The organism is Serpentinicella alkaliphila (assembly GCF_018141405.1).
In the GTDB taxonomy this organism is placed as follows: Bacteria; Bacillota; Clostridia; order Peptostreptococcales; family Natronincolaceae; genus Serpentinicella; species Serpentinicella alkaliphila.
The window spans coordinates 1,875,331-1,894,291 of the sequence record NZ_CP058648.1 but is presented as its reverse complement, the minus strand read 5'-3'; the positions used below and the strand labels follow the sequence as shown (position 1 = coordinate 1,894,291).

The 18,961-nt window shown below is 30.0% G+C and carries 25 protein-coding genes; 9 read left to right on the top strand and 16 right to left on the bottom strand.

The window, feature by feature from the left end; all coding sequences use genetic code 11:
• Positions 1 to 44: 44 nt before the first annotated feature.
• The 9 genes from mnmA to HZR23_RS09455 are packed head-to-tail and all read right to left on the bottom strand — an operon-like array spanning position 45 to position 5,740.
• On the bottom strand, positions 45 to 1,145 hold the full coding sequence (mnmA, locus tag HZR23_RS09495; RefSeq protein ID WP_132848594.1) for a tRNA 2-thiouridine(34) synthase MnmA: 1,101 nt from the start codon (positions 1,143 to 1,145) through the stop codon (positions 45 to 47).
• A 10-nt stretch (positions 1,146 to 1,155) separates the two neighbouring features.
• Positions 1,156 to 1,644 carry a flavodoxin family protein gene (locus HZR23_RS09490; RefSeq protein ID WP_132848593.1) on the bottom strand — a complete coding sequence of 163 codons (489 nt, stop codon included), beginning with the start codon at positions 1,642 to 1,644 and terminating at the stop codon, positions 1,156 to 1,158.
• A gap of 4 nt (positions 1,645 to 1,648) precedes the next feature.
• The gene (locus HZR23_RS09485) at positions 1,649 to 2,365 is read right to left on the bottom strand and encodes an HAD family hydrolase (protein WP_132848592.1); all 717 of its coding nucleotides are present in this window, start codon (positions 2,363 to 2,365) and stop codon (positions 1,649 to 1,651) included.
• Between the two features lie 21 nt (positions 2,366 to 2,386).
• The gene (locus tag HZR23_RS09480; protein WP_132848591.1) at positions 2,387 to 3,067 is read right to left on the bottom strand and encodes a TIGR00266 family protein; all 681 of its coding nucleotides are present in this window, start codon (positions 3,065 to 3,067) and stop codon (positions 2,387 to 2,389) included.
• Positions 3,068 to 3,116: 49 nt separating this feature from the next.
• Positions 3,117 to 3,662, bottom strand: coding sequence for an RNA 2',3'-cyclic phosphodiesterase (gene thpR / locus HZR23_RS09475; protein ID WP_132848590.1), 546 nt, complete (start codon positions 3,660 to 3,662; stop codon positions 3,117 to 3,119).
• Positions 3,663 to 3,676: 14 nt separating this feature from the next.
• Positions 3,677 to 4,228 (bottom strand): pyruvate kinase alpha/beta domain-containing protein, encoded by a 552-nt coding sequence (locus tag HZR23_RS09470; RefSeq protein WP_132848589.1) that lies wholly within the window; start codon positions 4,226 to 4,228, stop codon positions 3,677 to 3,679.
• A gap of 4 nt (positions 4,229 to 4,232) precedes the next feature.
• Positions 4,233 to 4,703 (bottom strand): hypothetical protein, encoded by a 471-nt coding sequence (locus HZR23_RS09465; RefSeq protein WP_132848588.1) that lies wholly within the window; start codon positions 4,701 to 4,703, stop codon positions 4,233 to 4,235.
• A 32-nt stretch (positions 4,704 to 4,735) separates the two neighbouring features.
• Positions 4,736 to 5,422 carry a DNA/RNA nuclease SfsA gene (gene sfsA, locus HZR23_RS09460; RefSeq protein ID WP_132848587.1) on the bottom strand — a complete coding sequence of 229 codons (687 nt, stop codon included), beginning with the start codon at positions 5,420 to 5,422 and terminating at the stop codon, positions 4,736 to 4,738.
• Positions 5,423 to 5,434: 12 nt separating this feature from the next.
• Positions 5,435 to 5,740, bottom strand: coding sequence for an MTH1187 family thiamine-binding protein (locus HZR23_RS09455; RefSeq protein ID WP_132848586.1), 306 nt, complete (start codon positions 5,738 to 5,740; stop codon positions 5,435 to 5,437).
• Between the two features lie 175 nt (positions 5,741 to 5,915).
• Between HZR23_RS09455 and HZR23_RS09450 the strand changes: the two genes are divergently transcribed.
• Genes HZR23_RS09450 through ligD form a run of 4 tightly spaced genes read left to right on the top strand, consistent with a single transcriptional unit; the run spans position 5,916 to position 9,358 of the window.
• Positions 5,916 to 6,740 (top strand): dimethylarginine dimethylaminohydrolase family protein, encoded by an 825-nt coding sequence (locus HZR23_RS09450; protein WP_165913688.1) that lies wholly within the window; start codon positions 5,916 to 5,918, stop codon positions 6,738 to 6,740.
• A gap of 28 nt (positions 6,741 to 6,768) precedes the next feature.
• Entirely contained in the window at positions 6,769 to 7,581 is an 813-nt protein-coding gene (gene ku / locus HZR23_RS09445; protein WP_132848584.1) for a non-homologous end joining protein Ku, read from the top strand.
• A 6-nt stretch (positions 7,582 to 7,587) separates the two neighbouring features.
• On the top strand, positions 7,588 to 8,427 hold the full coding sequence (locus tag HZR23_RS09440) for an ATP-dependent DNA ligase (RefSeq protein ID WP_132848583.1): 840 nt from the start codon (positions 7,588 to 7,590) through the stop codon (positions 8,425 to 8,427).
• Positions 8,428 to 8,443: 16 nt separating this feature from the next.
• On the top strand, positions 8,444 to 9,358 hold the full coding sequence (ligD, locus tag HZR23_RS09435) for a non-homologous end-joining DNA ligase (protein ID WP_132848582.1): 915 nt from the start codon (positions 8,444 to 8,446) through the stop codon (positions 9,356 to 9,358).
• 76 nt (positions 9,359 to 9,434) lie between these two features.
• Here the strand turns inward: ligD and HZR23_RS09430 are convergent, their stop codons facing one another.
• The 3 genes from HZR23_RS09430 to HZR23_RS09420 are packed head-to-tail and all read right to left on the bottom strand — an operon-like array spanning position 9,435 to position 12,046.
• Entirely contained in the window at positions 9,435 to 9,647 is a 213-nt protein-coding gene (locus HZR23_RS09430) for a DUF1648 domain-containing protein (protein WP_165913687.1), read from the bottom strand.
• A 25-nt stretch (positions 9,648 to 9,672) separates the two neighbouring features.
• Positions 9,673 to 11,328 (bottom strand): putative ABC transporter permease subunit, encoded by a 1,656-nt coding sequence (locus HZR23_RS09425; protein WP_132848580.1) that lies wholly within the window; start codon positions 11,326 to 11,328, stop codon positions 9,673 to 9,675.
• The gene (locus HZR23_RS09420) at positions 11,321 to 12,046 is read right to left on the bottom strand and encodes an ABC transporter ATP-binding protein (protein ID WP_132848579.1); all 726 of its coding nucleotides are present in this window, start codon (positions 12,044 to 12,046) and stop codon (positions 11,321 to 11,323) included. The genes HZR23_RS09425 and HZR23_RS09420 overlap by 8 nt, the downstream gene beginning before the upstream one ends.
• A gap of 334 nt (positions 12,047 to 12,380) precedes the next feature.
• Between HZR23_RS09420 and HZR23_RS09415 the strand changes: the two genes are divergently transcribed.
• A complete protein-coding gene (locus tag HZR23_RS09415) occupies positions 12,381 to 13,292 on the top strand; it encodes a polysaccharide deacetylase family protein (protein ID WP_132848578.1) in 912 nt (303 codons plus the stop codon).
• Positions 13,293 to 13,398: 106 nt separating this feature from the next.
• Here the strand turns inward: HZR23_RS09415 and HZR23_RS09410 are convergent, their stop codons facing one another.
• A complete protein-coding gene (locus HZR23_RS09410; protein WP_132848577.1) occupies positions 13,399 to 13,749 on the bottom strand; it encodes a DUF2200 domain-containing protein in 351 nt (116 codons plus the stop codon).
• Positions 13,750 to 14,083: 334 nt separating this feature from the next.
• Between HZR23_RS09410 and HZR23_RS09405 the strand changes: the two genes are divergently transcribed.
• The gene (locus HZR23_RS09405) at positions 14,084 to 14,545 is read left to right on the top strand and encodes a hypothetical protein (protein ID WP_132848576.1); all 462 of its coding nucleotides are present in this window, start codon (positions 14,084 to 14,086) and stop codon (positions 14,543 to 14,545) included.
• Positions 14,546 to 15,165: 620 nt separating this feature from the next.
• On the opposite strand, the gene HZR23_RS09400 is transcribed toward HZR23_RS09405, so the two are convergent.
• The 3 genes from HZR23_RS09400 to HZR23_RS09390 form a co-directional block, all read right to left on the bottom strand.
• Positions 15,166 to 15,303 carry a hypothetical protein gene (locus HZR23_RS09400; RefSeq protein ID WP_207667884.1) on the bottom strand — a complete coding sequence of 46 codons (138 nt, stop codon included), beginning with the start codon at positions 15,301 to 15,303 and terminating at the stop codon, positions 15,166 to 15,168.
• A 27-nt stretch (positions 15,304 to 15,330) separates the two neighbouring features.
• The gene (locus HZR23_RS09395; RefSeq protein ID WP_213050208.1) at positions 15,331 to 15,603 is read right to left on the bottom strand and encodes a hypothetical protein; all 273 of its coding nucleotides are present in this window, start codon (positions 15,601 to 15,603) and stop codon (positions 15,331 to 15,333) included.
• 654 nt (positions 15,604 to 16,257) lie between these two features.
• Complete coding sequence (locus HZR23_RS09390; protein WP_132848575.1) at positions 16,258 to 16,491, bottom strand: hypothetical protein; 234 nt, start codon at positions 16,489 to 16,491, stop codon at positions 16,258 to 16,260.
• Positions 16,492 to 17,012: 521 nt separating this feature from the next.
• Between HZR23_RS09390 and HZR23_RS17075 the strand changes: the two genes are divergently transcribed.
• Genes HZR23_RS17075 through HZR23_RS17065 form a run of 3 tightly spaced genes read left to right on the top strand, consistent with a single transcriptional unit; the run spans position 17,013 to position 18,872 of the window.
• Positions 17,013 to 17,357 (top strand): hypothetical protein, encoded by a 345-nt coding sequence (locus HZR23_RS17075; RefSeq protein ID WP_249536664.1) that lies wholly within the window; start codon positions 17,013 to 17,015, stop codon positions 17,355 to 17,357.
• Positions 17,351 to 18,517, top strand: a complete 1,167-nt coding sequence (locus HZR23_RS17070; RefSeq protein WP_249536663.1) for an IS1634 family transposase — start codon at positions 17,351 to 17,353, stop codon at positions 18,515 to 18,517. The genes HZR23_RS17075 and HZR23_RS17070 overlap by 7 nt, the downstream gene beginning before the upstream one ends.
• Complete coding sequence (locus HZR23_RS17065) at positions 18,504 to 18,872, top strand: hypothetical protein (protein ID WP_249536656.1); 369 nt, start codon at positions 18,504 to 18,506, stop codon at positions 18,870 to 18,872. Before HZR23_RS17070 ends, HZR23_RS17065 begins: the two co-directional genes overlap by 14 nt.
• Positions 18,873 to 18,961: the final 89 nt, after the last annotated feature.

Below are 18,961 nucleotides of genomic sequence, written 5' to 3'. Positions count from 1 at the left end.
TTTAACTAAAAACCCACCAAAAACAGGTGGGATTTTAGTTAGATTTATATTTTCTCTTTTACAGTCTTGTCAATTATTCCGCCACCTAAACAAACTTCTCCATCATACAGTACCACAGCTTGACCTGGGGTTACAGCTTTTTGTGGTTTATGGAATATAATTTTACATGTATCCTTACCTGTCATCTCAACAGTTACATGTTGATCTGGCTGACGGTATCTAAATTTGGCAGTACAATCAAATTTTTGACCAGGCTCTCTTTCACTTACCCAATGAATATCAGTAGCATAAAGGGCATATGAGAATAGAGCAGGGTTTTCTTCACCTTGAACGACAATTAATGTATTGGTTACTAAATCTTTATCTGCAACAAACCATGGCTCTCCTGAACCTGATCCTCCAATACCTAAACCTTTTCTTTGACCTAAGGTATAAAACATCAATCCATCATGTTTTCCTTTAAATTGGCCATCCGGAGTTTTTATTTCACCGGGAGTTGCAGGAAGATAATGACTTAAAAAGTCTTTAAAATCTCTTTCTCCTATAAAGCAAATACCAGTACTATCCTTCTTTTTAGCTGTTACAAAACCTTGCTCTTCTGCAATTTCTCTAACCCTTTTCTTAGGTAAATCTCCAATTGGAAACATAGCCTTTGATAACTCATATTGGCCTAAAGTATTTAGGAAATATGTTTGATCCTTATTGGAATCAACTCCTCTTAACAGACGATATTCTTCACCAACTTTGTCTATTCTAGCATAGTGACCAGTGGCTAAATAATCAGCACCTAGCTTTAGGGCATGCTCTAGAAACTCCTTAAACTTTATTTCCTTATTACACATTACATCCGGGTTAGGAGTTCTCCCCTTCTTATACTCGTCTAAGAAATATACAAAGACCCTATCCCAATATTCTTTTTCAAAATTTACTGTATAGTAGGGTATACGAATTTGTTCACATACACGCCTTACATCTTCAAAGTCTTCTGCAGCAGTACAGTATCCAAACTCATCGCTTTCATCCCAATTTTTCATGAATATACCTGTTACTCTATAACCCTGTTCTTTTAAGACATAGGCTGCTACTGAAGAATCAACTCCACCTGACATACCAACTACTACATGTATATTACTATTATCTTTCATAAACTAAACCTCACTTTGCTTTTGTTAACATTTCCTTTGCCCAATCCTTTGCCTGAGTAACTGATATTTCCTTATTAGATTTTAAAGGTGCAAAGAAATCAATTTCACCTAAAAATATATTGTTTTTTAACTTATCTTTAAAATGACTAAAGGTTTTACCATTTTGGCCTTCGTGACAACTAAATAAAGCTATTTTCTTATTACTAATATTACTATTCTCTAAAAAAGTTCTAATTGGTGGTGCATATGTCCAGGCCCAAATTGGTGTACCTATAAAAATAATATCATAATCTTCAGCATTTTTGTTTAATGGAAATAACTCAGGACTTTTTTTCATCATGACCTGACTTCCACCCCATAAATATTTCATAAATCCTTTTGACTCTATTTCCTTCTTAGGCTTTAATTCCTCTATATCTGCATCTATTGTATTAGAAATGGTCTGTGCAATTAATTTAGTATTTCCTTCAAAAGAATAATAAACTACTATAGCTTTCATATTATTAACCTCGCTTCGGTAAATTCATTACAAAATTATAAAAATCTTGGTAGCTCCCTTTATGATCTACATTAGAAAGATTGTTTCCTCTCTTTATTATATTATCCTCTATAAGGAATGTTTGAACACCTATTTCTTTAGCGACCATATCTTCCTCTACATCATTGCCCACCATTATACATTCCTTTGGATTTTTTCCTATGTAATCTAAAATCTCTTTATAGTACTCTCTATTTGGCTTACAGAAATGCATATTTTCAAAGCTTGTTATAAAAGAAAAGTCTTCTTCATTAAAACCAGCCCATTCTATTCTATTAGTTATTGCCTTTCTTGGAAAAACAGGGTTTGTTGCAACTACTAGTTCATAACCTTTATCCCTTAACACTCTAACTGATTCCTGTATAGATTTGTTCTCATTTGTTAATCCCTTTAGTTTAAGAAAGTCATTTTTGTAAAAATCTTCAAATATTGGGGTTAATACTTCCTGTGCATTTGTAGTTTTAGTATAAAAATTTTCGAAAAAAACTTCTGAATTCGTTTTATCTTTGTCCGTACTTAATATCATCTTTTTTGTACATTCAAGCACTAGTTTTGAAAGCTCATTTGGCTCAAAATAGTCTTTAAACTTTGTATTTAGCCCTTTAAGATATTCTTTAATAAAGATATTCATATCTACTGGTAACAGTGTACCATCTAAGTCAAATAAAATAGTTGTAATCATTTGTTCCCTCCTAGCTACATATTATCTCGTAGATATTGGTAGATATGGAAATAGCTCTCCGGCCATACTTTGTATTGGCATTGTTTGAATCCAAACCTTTCCAGGACCCTTTAGTTTGGTTAAAAATAGTCCTTCACCACCAAAGAGTACATTTTTCATACCCTTTACCATCTCAATATTCATGTCTACTGTAGATTCAAACATTGCTACTGAACCCGTATCTACTTTAATTGTTTGGCCTCTTTCTAAATCTATTTCAATTGATTCCCCATCAATTTCAACAAAGGCTATTCCCGTTCCCTTTAGTTCTTGCATAACAAAGCCCTCACCACCAAAGAAACCAGTTCCTAATCTTTTTTGAAATACAATATTTAATTCTACCCCAACTGTAGAACATAAAAAAGTCCTTTTTTGACAAATTATTGATCTTTTGCTTACATCTATTGCTATTATATTCCCAGGAAATGTATGACCAAAGGCTATCCGATCACCATCTTTAGTTGCTTTAAAGAAATTTATAAAGCCACTTTCTCCCATAACCTTTCTTTTAATAAATCCACCTAGCCCTCCATCCATATTAGTATCCATATCAACTGTGTCATCCATCCATTTCATTGCACCTGCCTGACACTTAATAACCTCTCCTCTATTAAGTGTTATTTGAATTAAAGGCATTGTTGAACCTATTATTTTATATTCCATAAATACGCCCCCCTTATTTTTATATTCTCTATAAATTTATAACAACCTATTAATCGTCCTTAAGTGGAATAGAGAAAATAGGAATATATACCAATTTACCATTTTTCCTTGTACTCCCCATTAATGAAACTTTGTTAATTGAAACCAATTCATTAAAGTTTATTACTTGTTCTATATTAACAGAGTCTTCCTTTAATATTACTTCTCTACCTATAGTAATATGCGGAGTATATGCTCTCTCTTCCCTTTCATAACCTAAATCATATAACTCCTGACCTAATGATTGAAAAAGCCTATTTAAATGTTCATTGTTATTTACTCCAAACCATAAAATTTTTTTATTACCTCTTCGAAAATTTCCTATGCCCTTTATATTTATATTAAATTTCGAATGGTTTTCTATTGCTTTTATTAAGGCAGCTTTAAGTTTTTCAACCTCATTTTCTTTAATCTCACCAATAAATTCTAAAGTTAAATGAAAGTTTTCCTCTGCTGTAAAATTACCTTTTAGGCTATTTTCTACAATTATTTGTTGAACTCTTTTCATTTTACTCTTTAGTACAGAATCAAATTCTAACGCGAAAAATACTCTCATTTTATCACCGTTCTTTAGATTTTATAGGGCTTACAAATAATTTCATGAATTTCTGTTTCTAATATTCTGCTAGCGTGTGCGGGTGTAATTATAATTGCGGTGTCAGCTCCTTCTGCGGCTCCACCTATTGCTATTATGGGCTCATTATATGGTATTAAACCTGCATCTAACGCCATCACTGCAATTTCTACTCCTACTTTAACGCCCTGTCCAAGCATCCTTAAAGTATGAGCCATAATTTCAATTGGATAAATTCCTCCAAATCTATTGCTTAAACCTCTCTCTGCACCACTAAGAACGTGTGTAGTAGTTAATACTATAATTCCACTTTGTTGTAATTCTGTTCTTGCATCATCTGTCATTTCATTTTGACCTGGCTTTTCGAATCCATTGGCATGGGTAACACATACTATATTTATGTCATTGCATTTAAGTTTTAGTTTTAAAGCTGTTTCACCTGAGCAGGAAGCAACTACTATATGCTTAATTAACCTATTTTTTGAAGCCTCAATAGCTAATCCCAATGTTTCATCCGTGTTTTCTTTACCTGAATTTTTAAAAACCATTTTATCACCTCTTTAAAAATTGTTCTAGATTTTCTACGTGCTTTAACTCTTCAACCAATAATTCATCTAACACTTTATAAATTAATGTATTTTCCTTATCAAGACTCGTTATTAGAATATCTCTAATTCTTATTATTAAAGCGACATTTTCTTTTTCTATTTGCAACATAAATTCAAGTATCTCATTTAAGTTATTTATATTTGGTTTATGTATTTTACATTTATAATCATTTATAACCTTTGAAGCCTTATCATAAAGGTCAAAATCTATTTCAATATCATTATCATGGCGTATTCTTTCCTTAATACTTGTATATGTTTCAGCATGTCTTTTTTCTTCAAGTGCAAATATGTTAGCTACAGTACGTAGATTAACGCCAATATTTTCAGATTTTCCAAGTTCAACATATATTTTATGAATGAGTTCCTCAATTATTATAATTTTATCTAGTATATCAATTATTGTGTATGACATTTTTCCACCCCTTAACAAATCTATATATTTTCTTAAAAATGTACGGGTAATCTTTTATTTATTTTGACCTCATTTAAACTTACATTACATCCATATGCAATTATCTCTACCCCTAATTCCCTCGCTTTAATTAATTTATTTGCAAAGGCAATATCCATCTCTTGATTAGGAGAAAAACCATTAATTCCAGGGTGCTGTATTAAAAAGATTATTACCCCTCTATAACCTTCTTCAACGGCCAATATCATTTCATCAATATGCTTTCTGCCTCTATCTGTAGGAGCATCAGGGAAGTAACCCCAGCCGTCTCTCTCTAAAGTTACACCTTTCACTTCAACAAAGCATATATCATCACCAGTTAGTTTAAAGTCAAATCTACTTTTTCCGTAAAAGGACTCTCTAGCTATTTCTTTGTAGCCCTCTAGTTCATCAATAAGCCCCAAGATAATCCCCTCTTCAACTATTTTATTAGGCAGTTGAGAGTCAACGGAAACCCATATCCCTTCTTTCTTAACCATACGGAGGTCATAGGCAGTCTTTCTTATTTCTGAAGGCTCAACTGAAAGCATAACTTCAGCACCTTCTACAAGCAACTCACCCAACCTACCAGTATTCATAACATGTACCTGGGTAACTTCTCCATTTATATCTACGAAAGCTATAAACCGATTAACCCTTTTTATAAACTTTGCAAAAACCATGTTGTAATTTAGCTTCATACTTATTCCCTTCTAAATATCTAACTTTATTTCTACAGAATTTAGTTTTTGTTCCATAGTTCCTACTTTATCTCTTCTATCATCTATTTTTATTGTAGTTGCTACTCTCATAGCACCATTTGAAAATGGTACTTCATGCATTTGTTTTATTATATCTAATACATCACTTAGTTCACCTTCTATGACAGTTCCCATTGGAGTTAATAGATATTTTATTTTATCACTATCCTTCAATACCCTATGACAATCGGCTACATATTCACTAATGCTAGTAGATTCAGTTCCAATAGGTATTATAGTAACTTCAATTATGGCCAATTTAAAAAGCCCCTTTCACTTAATTAATTATATATTTTACCATATTATTTTAATAAAATCTTGTTTGAAAAAGTATCTTATATATATTCTTTTCAATATTGTTCATTTTAATTTTAGTTTTTAATTTTTATTACCATTTTGGAAACTATATATATTATTAAATTAAATAAATGAGGTGGTAAAAATAAAGCCTTTTATAGTTAATGAATATGATCCAATAGAGTATTGTATTATGGCCTATCCAAATAATTTACAAATAACTGATCAATATATTAATTCCGTTAAAAGTATTGATCTAAAGCTTGCTTTACAGCAATACGAAAACTTAGTAAATACCCTGAAATCCCATGGCGTTACCATTGAATTCTTAAACCTAACAGGAGAACCATCACAGGTTTTTACTAGAGATATAGGTTTTGTTGTGGAAGATGTTTTATTTATTTCTAAAATGACAGAAAACATAAGGAAAACAGAAACCATGAATATATTGGATTTTTCTAAAAGAAATAATCTTAATACATACATCATGGAAAACGAAATTGAAGGTGGAGATGTGTTAGTTCATAAAAACCATGTAATTATTGGTATAGGTGATCGTTCAACAGGGAGAGCAGTAGAAGAATTAGAAGCTTTTATGAAAAATAGTAATCTTAATTATGAAATTGTGCCTCTTACTTTTGATAAGTCTAAAATTCATTTAGACTGCGTATTTAATATACTTGATGAAGAAACATGCATAAAATCCAAAGGTCTATATAATCCAGAAGCTGTATTAAATAAATTTTCAAAAGTTATTGAAGTTCCCGATAATGAGCTAGACTCTTTAGCACCTAATATAGTTTGTCTAGGTAATAAAAATATACTTACTAGCAATGAAAGATTTGCAAAAATATTAAGTGAAAAGGGTTATAACTCAATATTTATTGATTTTACAGAAATTATTAAAGCTCAAGGAAGTATAGGCTGTGTTATCCTACCCCTAACAAGAATGAGTAAATAAAAACTATAAAGATGAGAGGTGTATATATATGCATACGGTTTGGAAAGGTAGTATTAGTTTTGGACTAGTAAATATTCCAGTTAAGTTACACGCTGCAACGGAAGATAAAGATATAAAACTAAGGCAGCTTCATAAAAAATGTAACAATCCTATAAAATATAAGAAGACTTGTGAGCATTGTAATGAGGAAGTTCAACCGGAAGATATTATTATGGCCTATGAATATACCACAAATAAATTTATAGAGCTTGATAAATATGAATTAGAAAAACTAAAAAAGGACCAAGAGGCTAAGGCAGTAGATATTATTAATTTTGTTAAGTTAGAAGAAATAGATCCAATATATTTTGATCGTTCATATTATTTAAGTCCAGGAGATGGTGGTGGCAAGGCATATTCTCTTCTTAGAGATTCCTTAGCCAACTCCGGTAAAATAGGAGTTGCAAAAATTATGATTCGTTCTAAGGAAAAGCTTGCTGTTGTGAGACCCTTTAATAATGCACTAATTATGGAGACCCTTCATTTCCCAGATGAAGTAAGAGCAATTTCTGATGTTCCTAATATCCCTGAAAATATTGAGCTATCTAAAAAAGAAATGGATACAGCTACTTTATTAATAGACCAATTAACTGAACCTTTTGAACCAGAAAAGTTTACAGATGATTACCGCACTGCTTTAATGGAGCTTATTAAAGAAAAACTTGAAAACGAAAAAGGTGTAGAAGCAAAACAACTGGATAATAATGTTGTTGATATTATGAAGGCTTTAGAAGAGAGTATTAAAAAGACTAAGGCTAAAAAGACTACTCGTAAAAAGACAGAAGAGAGAAAGAAGGCGTAAATTTTAATGTTTTATCCTCTTATGCTACTAGACACCTTCCCAGACCCTTTTTCTGATTCAAATTTTATTTTTGAACCCAAGTATGACGGCATTAGACTTGAATTTTCGAATATTGTTAGTCCGAAACTGTATTCAAGAAATGGTACACAATTAAATATACAATTCCCTGAGATACTTGAAGGTATAAACAAGAAAGTAGTTATTGATGGCGAACTCATTGGATTAACTAAAGAAGGTAACGAAGATTTTGAAGGTATAATGAAAAGATTTCGAATGAAAAAAGAAGATAAGATAAAACAACACATTATTATTAGTCCTGTATGCTACAAAGTCTTTGATATTTTGTATTTCAATGGCAAGGATTTAAGAAATAAACCCTTATATGAACGTAAAGCTATACTAGATGAAGTAATTACAGATAATGAAATAATTAATAAGGTTCCATATATTAAAGAGGATGGAATTAGCTTTTTTACTCAAGTAAAAGAGAATAATCTTGAGGGTATGGTTGCTAAAAAGCTATCTTCCTCTTATATAGGAAAGCGGTCATCCTCCTGGTTAAAAATAATTAATTGGCTTAATGTTAATGCAGTTATTACTGGTTACAGGAAAAAAGATAATGCCCTTTTGTGTAGCCATGAAGATGGAAGGCCTTTAGGACTAGTTCTTTACGGCATAAGTCCAGCCCACCGTGAAGCATTCTTCCAAATAGCAAATAAGATTAAAGATAGTGAGGATTCTCAATTTTATTACTTAGAACCACTTATTAAGTGTAGACTAAAAGGTAGAGGCTTTTTATTAAATGGTATTTTAAGGTCTCCAATTTTTATTGAGTTTATTATTTAAATGCGGAGGAAATTCTATGCCTAAAACCTTAGATAGACATAAAATTTTAATTGAAGGACACGAGCTTCAAATAACAAGCCCTGATAAACCTCTGTGGCCTTCAAAAGACATTACAAAGCTAAAATATCTTCAATACTTAATTGAAATATCACCATATATGCTACCTTTTTTAAAAAATAGAATATTGACAGTAATTAGATACCCCCATGGTGTTGGTGGTGAATTATTTTATCAAAAAAACTGTCCTGACTATGCACCGGATTTTATACAAACATTTAAAACTGAAAATATTAACTATATAGTATGTTCCGAATTACCTACCTTAATTTGGCTTGGAAATCAAATTGCTATAGACTTTCATACTCCATTTAATTTAATTGACTCTGAGAAACCTTCTGAAATAGTTTTAGACTTAGATCCACCATCTAGAAATGAATTTAATCTAGCTGTGGAGGCAGCTTTAATGCTAAAAGAGGTATTAGATAACTTGAAGTTAAAATCATTTATTAAAACCTCAGGAAATAAAGGTCTACAAATATATATTCCTTTACCTGAAAATGAATTTACCTATGATGAGACACGACTTTTTACTGAATTTTTAGCAAATTATTTAGTAAAAAAAGAGCCGAATTTATTTACTATAGAACGATTAAAGAAGAACCGCGGAAACCGCCTTTATGTAGATTATCTACAACATGCCTTTGGCAAAACAATCATTGCCCCCTATTCCGTAAGGGGCAATGATGAAGCACTTGTTGCAACACCTTTATTTTGGGAAGAGGTTAATCAGTCCCTATCTCCTACCCATTTTCCATTAGATGCAATTATAGAAAGACTATTATCTAAAGGTTGTCCATTTAAAGAATTTGAAAAGAGTAAAAAAGCTCAAAGGTTTAATGACGTATTAAATAATTTAAAGTTAATGATATAGAATGACTGAGAAACAAAAGCAAAGCTTAGGACCTATATATATCTTAAGCTTTGCTTGTTCGAATATTTATTGTTATTTATTTTTTTAATCGTTCCTTATATTTATGTAATTTATATGCTAAAAAAGGGACAAATGAAAATATAAAGATAAAATCTTTTGAAATATAGCTTACTTCTCCATTTATACCAAAATGTCTTGGAACTGTGCTAGGTAAAAAAGGATAAAGTACCACTGATACTAATAATGGAACGATTATTAATAAGAATTCACTCGTTCTAAGTTTTGGCAAAATAATCTCCTCCATTTCCAATCATTTAAACAGTTATTTTACTATATAGCTTTACCCCTAAAGTCATTAAAATTTTATATAAGGCAAAGTTTAAGATTCCATAAACAAATAATAAACTAGTAATAGTTACTAACAGTCCTAAATTAGATTTGAATACAAAGAAAAAAGTAACTCCAGCAAAAATACTTCCAATTAACGTATGAAATAAAACATTTAGATTTTGTTTTACTGCCCTTTGTTCACTATCCCAGATAAGTTTAGGGTTATATAAGTCTATTAAAATGCCTATCATTGCCGCAAATGTTGTTCCTAACATAGAAATTATTAATGTGATTAATACTAAATATATATTTATATTTAATACTATTACTGCTATTATACACAACATAGTTGTCCCTATCAAACCCATAATTACTCCAGACATAACTTTCGATACAATTTGAATCTCGTATTTAACAGGTATATATTTACTAAAATAATAATTGAGTCCTTCTCTAGATATAGATGTGGATGTAATAGCATTAGTTGATGTTATAACTATAGCAAGTGCGAAACCTAAAACTACTACATAACTTTGGGGTCTTTCGTTTATTAAATTCAATAGAGAATTTAATCCATCCTGTTGAGTTAATACAGGTAAAAGTAGAATAAATGGAAAAATAAAACTTATTAGTATGCAATTTAAAAAGTATATAGGCGTTCTAAATAATATTCTCAATTCCTTAGAAGTGTATGATAATATTACCGAACTTCTAACTGCACCTTTCTCCAACTGTTTCTTGCTTAATTCTTTCTTTTTGGAACCAACCTCCGATATTCCCGCTACTCCCTTAAAATATATTTTCTCGGCAATAAACAGAAATATAGTATATAGAACGATAGTTATTGCAATAAAAATAATAAAATTAAAAATACCGTTATATGTTGAACTATTCAGTAAGCCTTCAACTAAAAATTTAAGACCTGGAAATACGCTACTATAAAGTTGTATTAAAGAGTTATTACCTTCTATTATTAAATTTTGTAATGCTTCTGGATCTGCAAATACATTATTCATAAATCTTTGAATCAAAATATTTACTCCAAATGCTATAACTAATGCAGTTATTCCACCTACTAACTTGAATAGATCTTTATTTTTTGCAACATTTGAAAATCTCATAACAACCATTACTATTATTGACCCCAAAGTTAAAGGTACTATCGGAAATAAAAGTAGAGTTATTATTGATAAAATATAGTAAGTAATACCTGCACCACTATTGATTCCATATATACCTAAAGATGGCACTAAAATAACTAGTGCTGTTATATACTCATATAGTAGAACTATTAAAAACTTTGCACTAATTATTTCATATGGCTTTAGTGGTAAAGGTAGCAAAGTTTCAATATCATTTGAAAAGTAGAAAGTACTAATAATATAAAATAGTCCGAGAAAAAAAACTAGTAGACCAGTAATAACTATTCCTAGGCTTATTAATACACCTTCCTGCCCTATTACTACTAATACATCATATGTATAATTTAAAAACCTTATAAGATTTATTACTATTGGTAAAAAACTTAATATTATTAGACCCACTATTGCTATTGTCTTAATATTTAGTTTGTTGTTTTTGTAAGCTGAATTAATAATATTCTTAATAAAAACCCTAGATAAAGCAATAAAATTATTCATTTTCTGTCATCTCCAAAAATATCTTTTCTAATGATTCGTCACTTTTAAAATGATTTCTCATCTCATCTAATTTTCCTGTAAACAATATTTTTCCTTTATTTATTATTGCTACCCTATCACAAACCTTTTCAGCCACATCTAGTACATGAGTTGAAAAAAATACAGTTTTATTATTTGCAGTATGTTCTTTCATCATTTCCTTTAACACATAGGCAGACTTTGGATCTAATCCAGTTAAAGGTTCATCAAGTATCCATACGGGTGGCTCATGTACTAAAGCACCCATCACCATTATTTTTTGTCTCATACCATGAGAGTAACTTTGTATTTGATCACCAAGGGCATTTGCCATATCAAAACGCCTCGACATTTCCTCTATCCTATTCAGCCTCTGTTCTGTCGAAACACCATAAATATCAGCCATAAAATTTAAATACTCGATTCCTTTAAGTCTCAAAAATAAATTAGGATTATCAGGTACAAAACCAAATTGTTTTTTTGCCTCTATACTATTTTTGTTTATATCATATCCATTAATACTTATAGTACCTTCATCACACTCTAAAATACCTGTAATCATTTTAATTGTAGTTGTTTTACCTGCTCCATTTGGGCCTAAAAATCCTATTATTTCTCCATCAGGTATCGCAAGACTTATGTTTTCAACTACCTTTTTTGCTCCATTATAGGTCTTTGACACATTTTTTAATTCTATCACAGTAATCCTCCATTCAATACTTTATACGCACTTATTGAATTTAATATATAACAGTATTTACCAACAATCAACCCTCTAATATTTTTAAATAAAAATTAAAAATATTTGGAAAAATAATAAATTTGTCACATTTTTAGGTATTATACAATAATGTGTATTACTCCATACTTTTTAGTTGTATAATTAATATAGATAATATTATTTCTACTTTAGTATAAAAAATTAACGTTCTATTTATTTTAAATTTTAAATTTTTAATAAAATCTTCATATCATTTTAAGTGTCGCTATCTATAATGTATTAACATCAGAAAATAAGAAATGGAGAGATTTATATGGTTACTAAACGACTAGCATTTGCTATTATTATATTATTCGGATTATTTTTTACTTTAATGCCTGAAACCTACGGAGAGCTTTTTAAATCAGTGCCCACTACTAATGTACCCGAAACTGATAATGAAATAGAAAATCCTGAACCTATAGATATAATCGATGAAGAGAATATTATTACTGAAGAGGAAGAAATAAATGAAAATGAAGAGATAGAGGTTCAGCCTGTTCCTGTTGTTGACTCTAGAAAAAAGGTTTTTTTAACCTTTGATGATGGCCCTACTCGTTTAACTCCTAAAGTATTAGATATTCTTAGGGAGCATGATGTAAAGGCGACATTTTTTACTTTAGGAATAATGATGGAAAAACATCCTGAAATCCTACAAAATACTTATAACGAAGGACATATGGTAATACCCCATTCCCATACACACAATTTTGCAATATATAGTACTTTTGATACCTTTTATGAAGATTTTTATATGGTTGAATCGGTGTATAAAAACATATTAGGGTTTGATGCACCGCCATATTTTAGATTCCCAGGAGGGTCTTCTAATCATAGCTCATTTAAATATGGTGGTAGACAGTTCATGCCTCTACTTACTGAGGATATAAAAGAGAAAGGATACTATTATATTGATTGGAACGTAAGCGCAGGTGATACGACACCTGATTATACTAATGGGGCTAAGATGTTGGATAATATTTTTAAGGATGTTAAGAAAAATGATTTTGCAGTTATACTTATGCATGACTTAGAAAAAAATACAAAACTACTTGAAATTTTACCTGAAGTCATAGAACGATTAAAAGAACAAGGCTATACTTTTAGAACCTTTAGAGATATAACTCAAGATGAGCTGGATACTATGGTTAAATTAAGACTAGCAAATAAACCTATAGTTAGGTAGTGAGTAAAACCAATAATTTCATAAAATTATACTCTACTATTAAAATATTGCCCCTATCAAATAGATAAGGGCAATATTTTAGATTAAAAATTTTTAATTTTCATTATTATTTTCTCAAAATCTTATCCATAGATTTCCCCTTTGCTAACTCATCAATTAGCTTATCCAAATAACGAATTTCCTTCATTATTGGTTCTTCCACGTCTTCAACTCGTACGCCACAAACCACACCTTTAATTAAAGTCCGCAAAGGATTCATTTGGGGAGCTTCTGCAAAGAAGGTCTCAAAGTCTGTCTGCTTTTCAAGTTGCACTCCTAACTCTTCCTGACTATATCCTGTTAACCAACAAATTATTTCATCAACTTCTGTTTTAGTCCGTCCTTTTTTCTCCCCCTTTGTAACATAATGGGGATAAACTTTTGAAAAACTCATTGTATAAATATGCTGTTTCGCCATAATACGTCCTCACTTATATTTTATTTTTATTATATAACGTAAAATAACACCTTACAAATATATTTATTTTTTGATTTTACTATTGATTTATTAGAGTTTTTAACCTAATGCTATAAAGCCACCCTATTATAATAAAAATAAACACTTTGGAAATAACAATCTTTTTATGTTAATGTTCAGAGAATCACTGTAACTGCAGTTTTATATTGAGAAAAATACATAATCCGTTGCAAACCATACCTCCGACTCCTCTAGATTACATCATTATTTAATACTAAAGTTTTTTATTATAATTCCAATAATTCAAAAAACAAGTAAATTTAAGGAGGTTTTTATGAGAATAACTAATAATCCTAACCATAATTTTCCTTTAAGCCAAACAGAGATGTCAAAGAGTAGTATAGTCCAAAAAGATACTCAAAATCCTAATATAATACAGGATAAATACACTCCATCTCAAAACAACATTGAAAAAGCAACCTATGGTAAGCCTAACACAAAAGTAGACGAAAAAACTGTCGAAAAGTTAAAACAAGAAAGCGAAAGAACCTATCATCATCTGAAGGAATTGGTAAAGCAGCTTCTTGAAAGACAGGGTCTAACATTTCAAGATATTGAGAATATGGATGCAACTGTAGAAATAGATGAAGAGACTCGTGTTGAAGCTCTAAAAATGATCAGTGATGGAGGACCTTTAAGTCCTGAGGCTGTCAGTGACCGTATTGTAGAGTTTGCTAAAGCTATATCCGGTGGAGATAAGGAAAAGTATGAAACACTGAAGGATGCTATAATATAAAGGTTTTAAAGAAGCAGAAAAAATACTAGGAGGTATGCTTCCAGAAATTTTACAAATAAACTATAATATGGTAATTAAAAAACTTAAAAGATGGATAAAAGAAGAATAGAAAGTAGTAGCTGTTAATTTGCTACTACTTTCTATATATAACTATTGTATCTTTACCTTAAACCTCTACAGAATAGAATATTATGGATTGTAATTGAACTACTTAGACTTTAAACTATCTAACCTTCCTCTCATATTCTAATATTAGAAGGCCCGTCCCTACTTAACTAAGAAAATATTAATAGAATATAAAAAATGTTCTCATACAGAAAATATATTTGAAATATTTAATCACAGGAGAGAAAGTTTTAAAATGAACAACGGTTTCCTTTGTGATTGCCCAGACAATTCACAATGGATACGTTAAAACTATGGAGTTTTGCTCTTGATAACATTTTAGCATTTGATATATTTTTGCCCTTATTTTAAGTTTACTATGGCGTTTCTGCTCTTTATTCTTTATCTAAATGCTAGCTTATCATGAATTGTCCTTTTTACTCAGATTAACCTTTGCTATTTTTTACTAAAATCCCGTCTTTGACAGTTAAAAGAAAAAAACAACCTCCCATGTGTTAATTTAATCTTCTAGCCTTCATCCACGTTACATCTGTGTCTCCAATATACCATTCAACACAGTGGACATTAGTGTCTATGCCAGGATATGGGGTTAGTTTTTTAAATGCTATCCCAATAGCTTGTGGGTCCTCCATATAGTTCGATATAATAATACTTATGTATTATCCTTTTTTAATTATAAATGATTCAAAATCATATTCTTCTGACTCATTTTCTAATTCTTCGGCAGATGCTTTGTATACAATAACATTCCTTTCAGGACGTGAAATTCCAAAGTACCTTCTATCTGCTGAAAAGGTTATTGTTTTATGAATCCTCTCATGCGCATCTAAAATACCGTCTGGGAAAGATGTTGCTGTTACACAAAAAACCTTAATGTCCTCATTGATATTAATTATTTCCATCTCCTTTTCACAGATTTTAGTATTAGGCAAATTCTTTTTTATATTGGCTTTGATACCATATTTAAGAAACTCAAATGTGAAATCCTGATTTTAATAAATATATCATAGCACGTACTTTATCTTATATCTAGATTGACCATAGGTATTGCTTAGATTTTATTTCAACAAACCACATCTATAACTACACCACATATATACTCCCGATCAATAACATACCCTAATGAATAAACTTATTTTATGATTATTAATATCTAAATCCCCAAAAAGCTTCCTAAACAATTTTATTCATTATACTAAAAATTAACAAAAGAGTTTAACAAAATGATTTTAATTTCAAAATCTTAAGAATAACGAGAATAAATGGAAGATAAATTTACGAAAGACCAGATCCTCAAAATCCAAATATATTAGTTATTATAACAACTATCGTTACTAATGTTGCCTAAGACAAATTTTTTCCAAATCAGTATTCTAATTACCTAAAGACAGGTTATATACGATTACAGTATAGAAAATACCCTCACATCACTTTATAATATGAGGGTATCCTTAAGTCTCTTTTTAAAAAATATCCTTGACAGCGTTATCAATTTTATCGCTTCTAAGGCTCGTTTTCAGTAATAGATTAATCTGACCACTTCAAGCATTCTAAAAATCCAGAGTCTAGATAAATATTACTTTTTTTTATTTCCTATTATTTCTTTTACTGTTAGAATTGTTGTTAGAGTTGTCTGTTATACTATTCACAACATTAGTTGTTCCATCAACAACATTCATCGCAATATTTTCTGTTGTTTCTAAAGCACTATGGACTGTCTGAAATGCAGCCCCTGCTGTATTTTTCAAGCTGTCAGATACACTTCTTTGTTGATTATTTTTATTGCTTCTATTCCCGTTGTTTTGGTTATTGTTAGACATTCTACTTCACCTCCTAATGTAGGTTGTGTATTATATCATTAATTATACCTACCTATAGTCCTTTACAAGTGCAGTGCTCCGTTAGAACTCACTTAATCCTATAAAATATAGGATTATTAAAGCTTGATTTTTTTACATCTAATCCAATCTGAGACATCAAGTTCATAGGTTTTCAAATAGTAATCTGTTAGGCTTATACTAATGATAAATATCTGATTTCCTTGTCATTACATAATCTATATTTCCTGTGACATATAAGTTATCTATAAACTTATTATCACTTGATTTTGATAGTCCTAATAATTATTTTAAGCCCAGCCTTTTATCTTTCGAGGTTCTACTATATTTAGTTTTTGATAATTATTATATCCTGACTTCAGAACATAAATTAATAACAAATAATGAGTAAATGTCTAATTTTTAACATTTCTCATTATTTTTTTATTTATTAACACTCACGACTTGTCGTGGTGTAGAATATGATGTATAATATAGTTAGAGGGTTTTTGTGGAGGTGTAGCATGTATATTAGTAAATCTAAAAGACCAAATGGTAAATATTTTATATCAATCGCTAAGGGGATTAGAGATCCCAAAACTAAGAAATCAAAAAAAATTCAGATTAAAGGTTTTGGTACTCATGATTTAGATTCTAAATCAGGTAAGGAAGCTCTTGCTCAAGCTGAAGCAGATCTAAAAGAAATGATTAGACTGGATGAAGCTTCTCAAGGATTTGAAAACTTTGAAGATTTCATTGAATCATTGTCAAAAGATAAGCTTTCTCTTAATCATAAAAACTTAGGTTATCTTCCATACCTAAAAATCTTTAACCAATTGAAATTACCTAACTTTTTACTAAAATGGTGAAAGATTCTAAACTAGATTATTCCTTTAGTAACTTAATGTTCTATCAGGTACTTGGTAGATTATTTAATCCTTCAAGCAAGCTTGAAGTGGCTTCTAGAAAAGATGATTTCCTATATGATTTCAGTTTTGTGAATAGCGATAACATTTATTCTTCCCTAGATGTTTTTTCTGGATTTAATAAACATAAATCTAAAGCACTAACAGATGGAGTTCAGCTCATAAAAAACATGGAAATCCTCTTAGATACCGTTGATTCAGAGGCTAAAAAAATATTAGAATATAACATTAAAAACACTTCTGATGAATTGGAACAAAATATAGCTACCTATGATAAAAATTTTGAAATGAATGAAAATAAACTTTTCAAACATTTAAATGATCATATAGGAAAGATTATTCCAGATAGAAATATGTCATTAGCATTTTATGACTGTACAACCTATTACTTTGAGTCTTTTGATGAAGACGGATTTAGAGAAAGAGGTATGAGTAAGGATAATAAAAGAAATGAAACACAAGTTGTTATGGGCTTACTAATAGACACCAATGGGATACCTATTTCTTATAGGCTTTTTAAAGGCAACAAACATGAATTACATACCATGGAAGAAGTCATTGACGATATATTAAATAATTACACCATAAAAGAAATCATAATAGTGGCTGATAGGGGCTTAAATTCAAGGGCTAACTTAGAGATGATTCGAGGTAAAGGGCTTAGTTACATTGTAGGTTCTAAGGGCAGTGCAGTTCCTAAAGATTTAAAAGAGAAGAAATTTAATTCATCTTGGAACATAACTTCTAATGCAGAAGCTAAATACAAAAGCGGATATATAACCAGTAAAAGAAAGGTGAGTCAGAATGATGAAACCTATGACGAATTAATCATAAAAAAATATTCAGATGTCTACAAAGAACGTGAGATGTTTAAACAAGAGAAAATGATTGAAAGAGCTAAAAAGAATATAAAGGATTTTACAATCAATTCAACAACTAAATCCAAAAGCAAGTATTATAAAGCAGTAGAAAACCCTAAAGAAAAAATAAACATTGAAATTGATGAGGAAATAATTAAACAAGAGCAAGAAAATTTCGGATATTTTTACATTGTTACAAATAAAGTGGATATGAACCCAAAGAGATATAATGGTAGCTTATAAATCTCTATATAAAATTGAAGAATCCTTTAGAATATTAAAAACAAATTTAAAAACAAGACCAGTATATCACTTTAAAGAACGAAGAATTAGGTCGCATTTTTTAATTTGTTATTTAGCCTTAGTAATGCAAAGAATATTAGAGTATAAGTTAGCAGTGAATAAAGTTGAATTATCTACCTATGAAATAATCAATGGACTAGAAGGATTTATAATAGATGAAATTGATTACAAAGTAGACAAATTATATATAATGTCAGACAAATTACTTAATAGTAAAATAAACAAAGACATATTTAAGATTGAAAAGAATGTTCTGCTAAGTAATGAAATCCCCAATATAATTAAAAAGATGTAGTGAACGTAAAACAACAATAAAAAGTGCTGAAACTTCTATAGACAGACGATTACAGCACTTTTTCTTATGAATGATGTTCCAAAGTCAGG

Bases quoted from the DNA above. Each gene is read 5' to 3' on its own strand.
- HZR23_RS09480 (WP_132848591.1), bottom strand. From the start codon at position 3,067: ATGGAATATAAAATAATAGGTTCAACAATGCCTTTAATTCAAATAACA.
- HZR23_RS09490 (WP_132848593.1), bottom strand. From the start codon at position 1,644: ATGAAAGCTATAGTAGTTTATTATTCTTTTGAAGGAAATACTAAATTA.
- HZR23_RS17075 (WP_249536664.1), top strand. From the start codon at position 17,013: ATGTATATTAGTAAATCTAAAAGACCAAATGGTAAATATTTTATATCA.
- HZR23_RS09440 (WP_132848583.1), top strand. From the start codon at position 7,588: ATGTTTTATCCTCTTATGCTACTAGACACCTTCCCAGACCCTTTTTCT.
- ku (WP_132848584.1), top strand. From the start codon at position 6,769: ATGCATACGGTTTGGAAAGGTAGTATTAGTTTTGGACTAGTAAATATT.
- sfsA (WP_132848587.1), bottom strand. From the start codon at position 5,422: ATGAAGCTAAATTACAACATGGTTTTTGCAAAGTTTATAAAAAGGGTT.
- HZR23_RS09400 (WP_207667884.1), bottom strand. From the start codon at position 15,303: ATGGAGGACCCACAAGCTATTGGGATAGCATTTAAAAAACTAACCCCA.
- thpR (WP_132848590.1), bottom strand. From the start codon at position 3,662: ATGAGAGTATTTTTCGCGTTAGAATTTGATTCTGTACTAAAGAGTAAA.
- HZR23_RS09405 (WP_132848576.1), top strand. From the start codon at position 14,084: ATGAGAATAACTAATAATCCTAACCATAATTTTCCTTTAAGCCAAACA.
- mnmA (WP_132848594.1), bottom strand. From the start codon at position 1,145: ATGAAAGATAATAGTAATATACATGTAGTAGTTGGTATGTCAGGTGGA.
- HZR23_RS09485 (WP_132848592.1), bottom strand. From the start codon at position 2,365: ATGATTACAACTATTTTATTTGACTTAGATGGTACACTGTTACCAGTA.
- HZR23_RS09390 (WP_132848575.1), bottom strand. From the start codon at position 16,491: ATGTCTAACAATAACCAAAACAACGGGAATAGAAGCAATAAAAATAAT.
- HZR23_RS09470 (WP_132848589.1), bottom strand. From the start codon at position 4,228: ATGGTTTTTAAAAATTCAGGTAAAGAAAACACGGATGAAACATTGGGA.
- HZR23_RS09415 (WP_132848578.1), top strand. From the start codon at position 12,381: ATGGTTACTAAACGACTAGCATTTGCTATTATTATATTATTCGGATTA.
- HZR23_RS09425 (WP_132848580.1), bottom strand. From the start codon at position 11,328: ATGAATAATTTTATTGCTTTATCTAGGGTTTTTATTAAGAATATTATT.
- HZR23_RS17065 (WP_249536656.1), top strand. From the start codon at position 18,504: ATGGTAGCTTATAAATCTCTATATAAAATTGAAGAATCCTTTAGAATA.
- ligD (WP_132848582.1), top strand. From the start codon at position 8,444: ATGCCTAAAACCTTAGATAGACATAAAATTTTAATTGAAGGACACGAG.
- HZR23_RS09410 (WP_132848577.1), bottom strand. From the start codon at position 13,749: ATGGCGAAACAGCATATTTATACAATGAGTTTTTCAAAAGTTTATCCC.
- HZR23_RS09465 (WP_132848588.1), bottom strand. From the start codon at position 4,703: ATGTCATACACAATAATTGATATACTAGATAAAATTATAATAATTGAG.
- HZR23_RS17070 (WP_249536663.1), top strand. From the start codon at position 17,351: ATGGTGAAAGATTCTAAACTAGATTATTCCTTTAGTAACTTAATGTTC.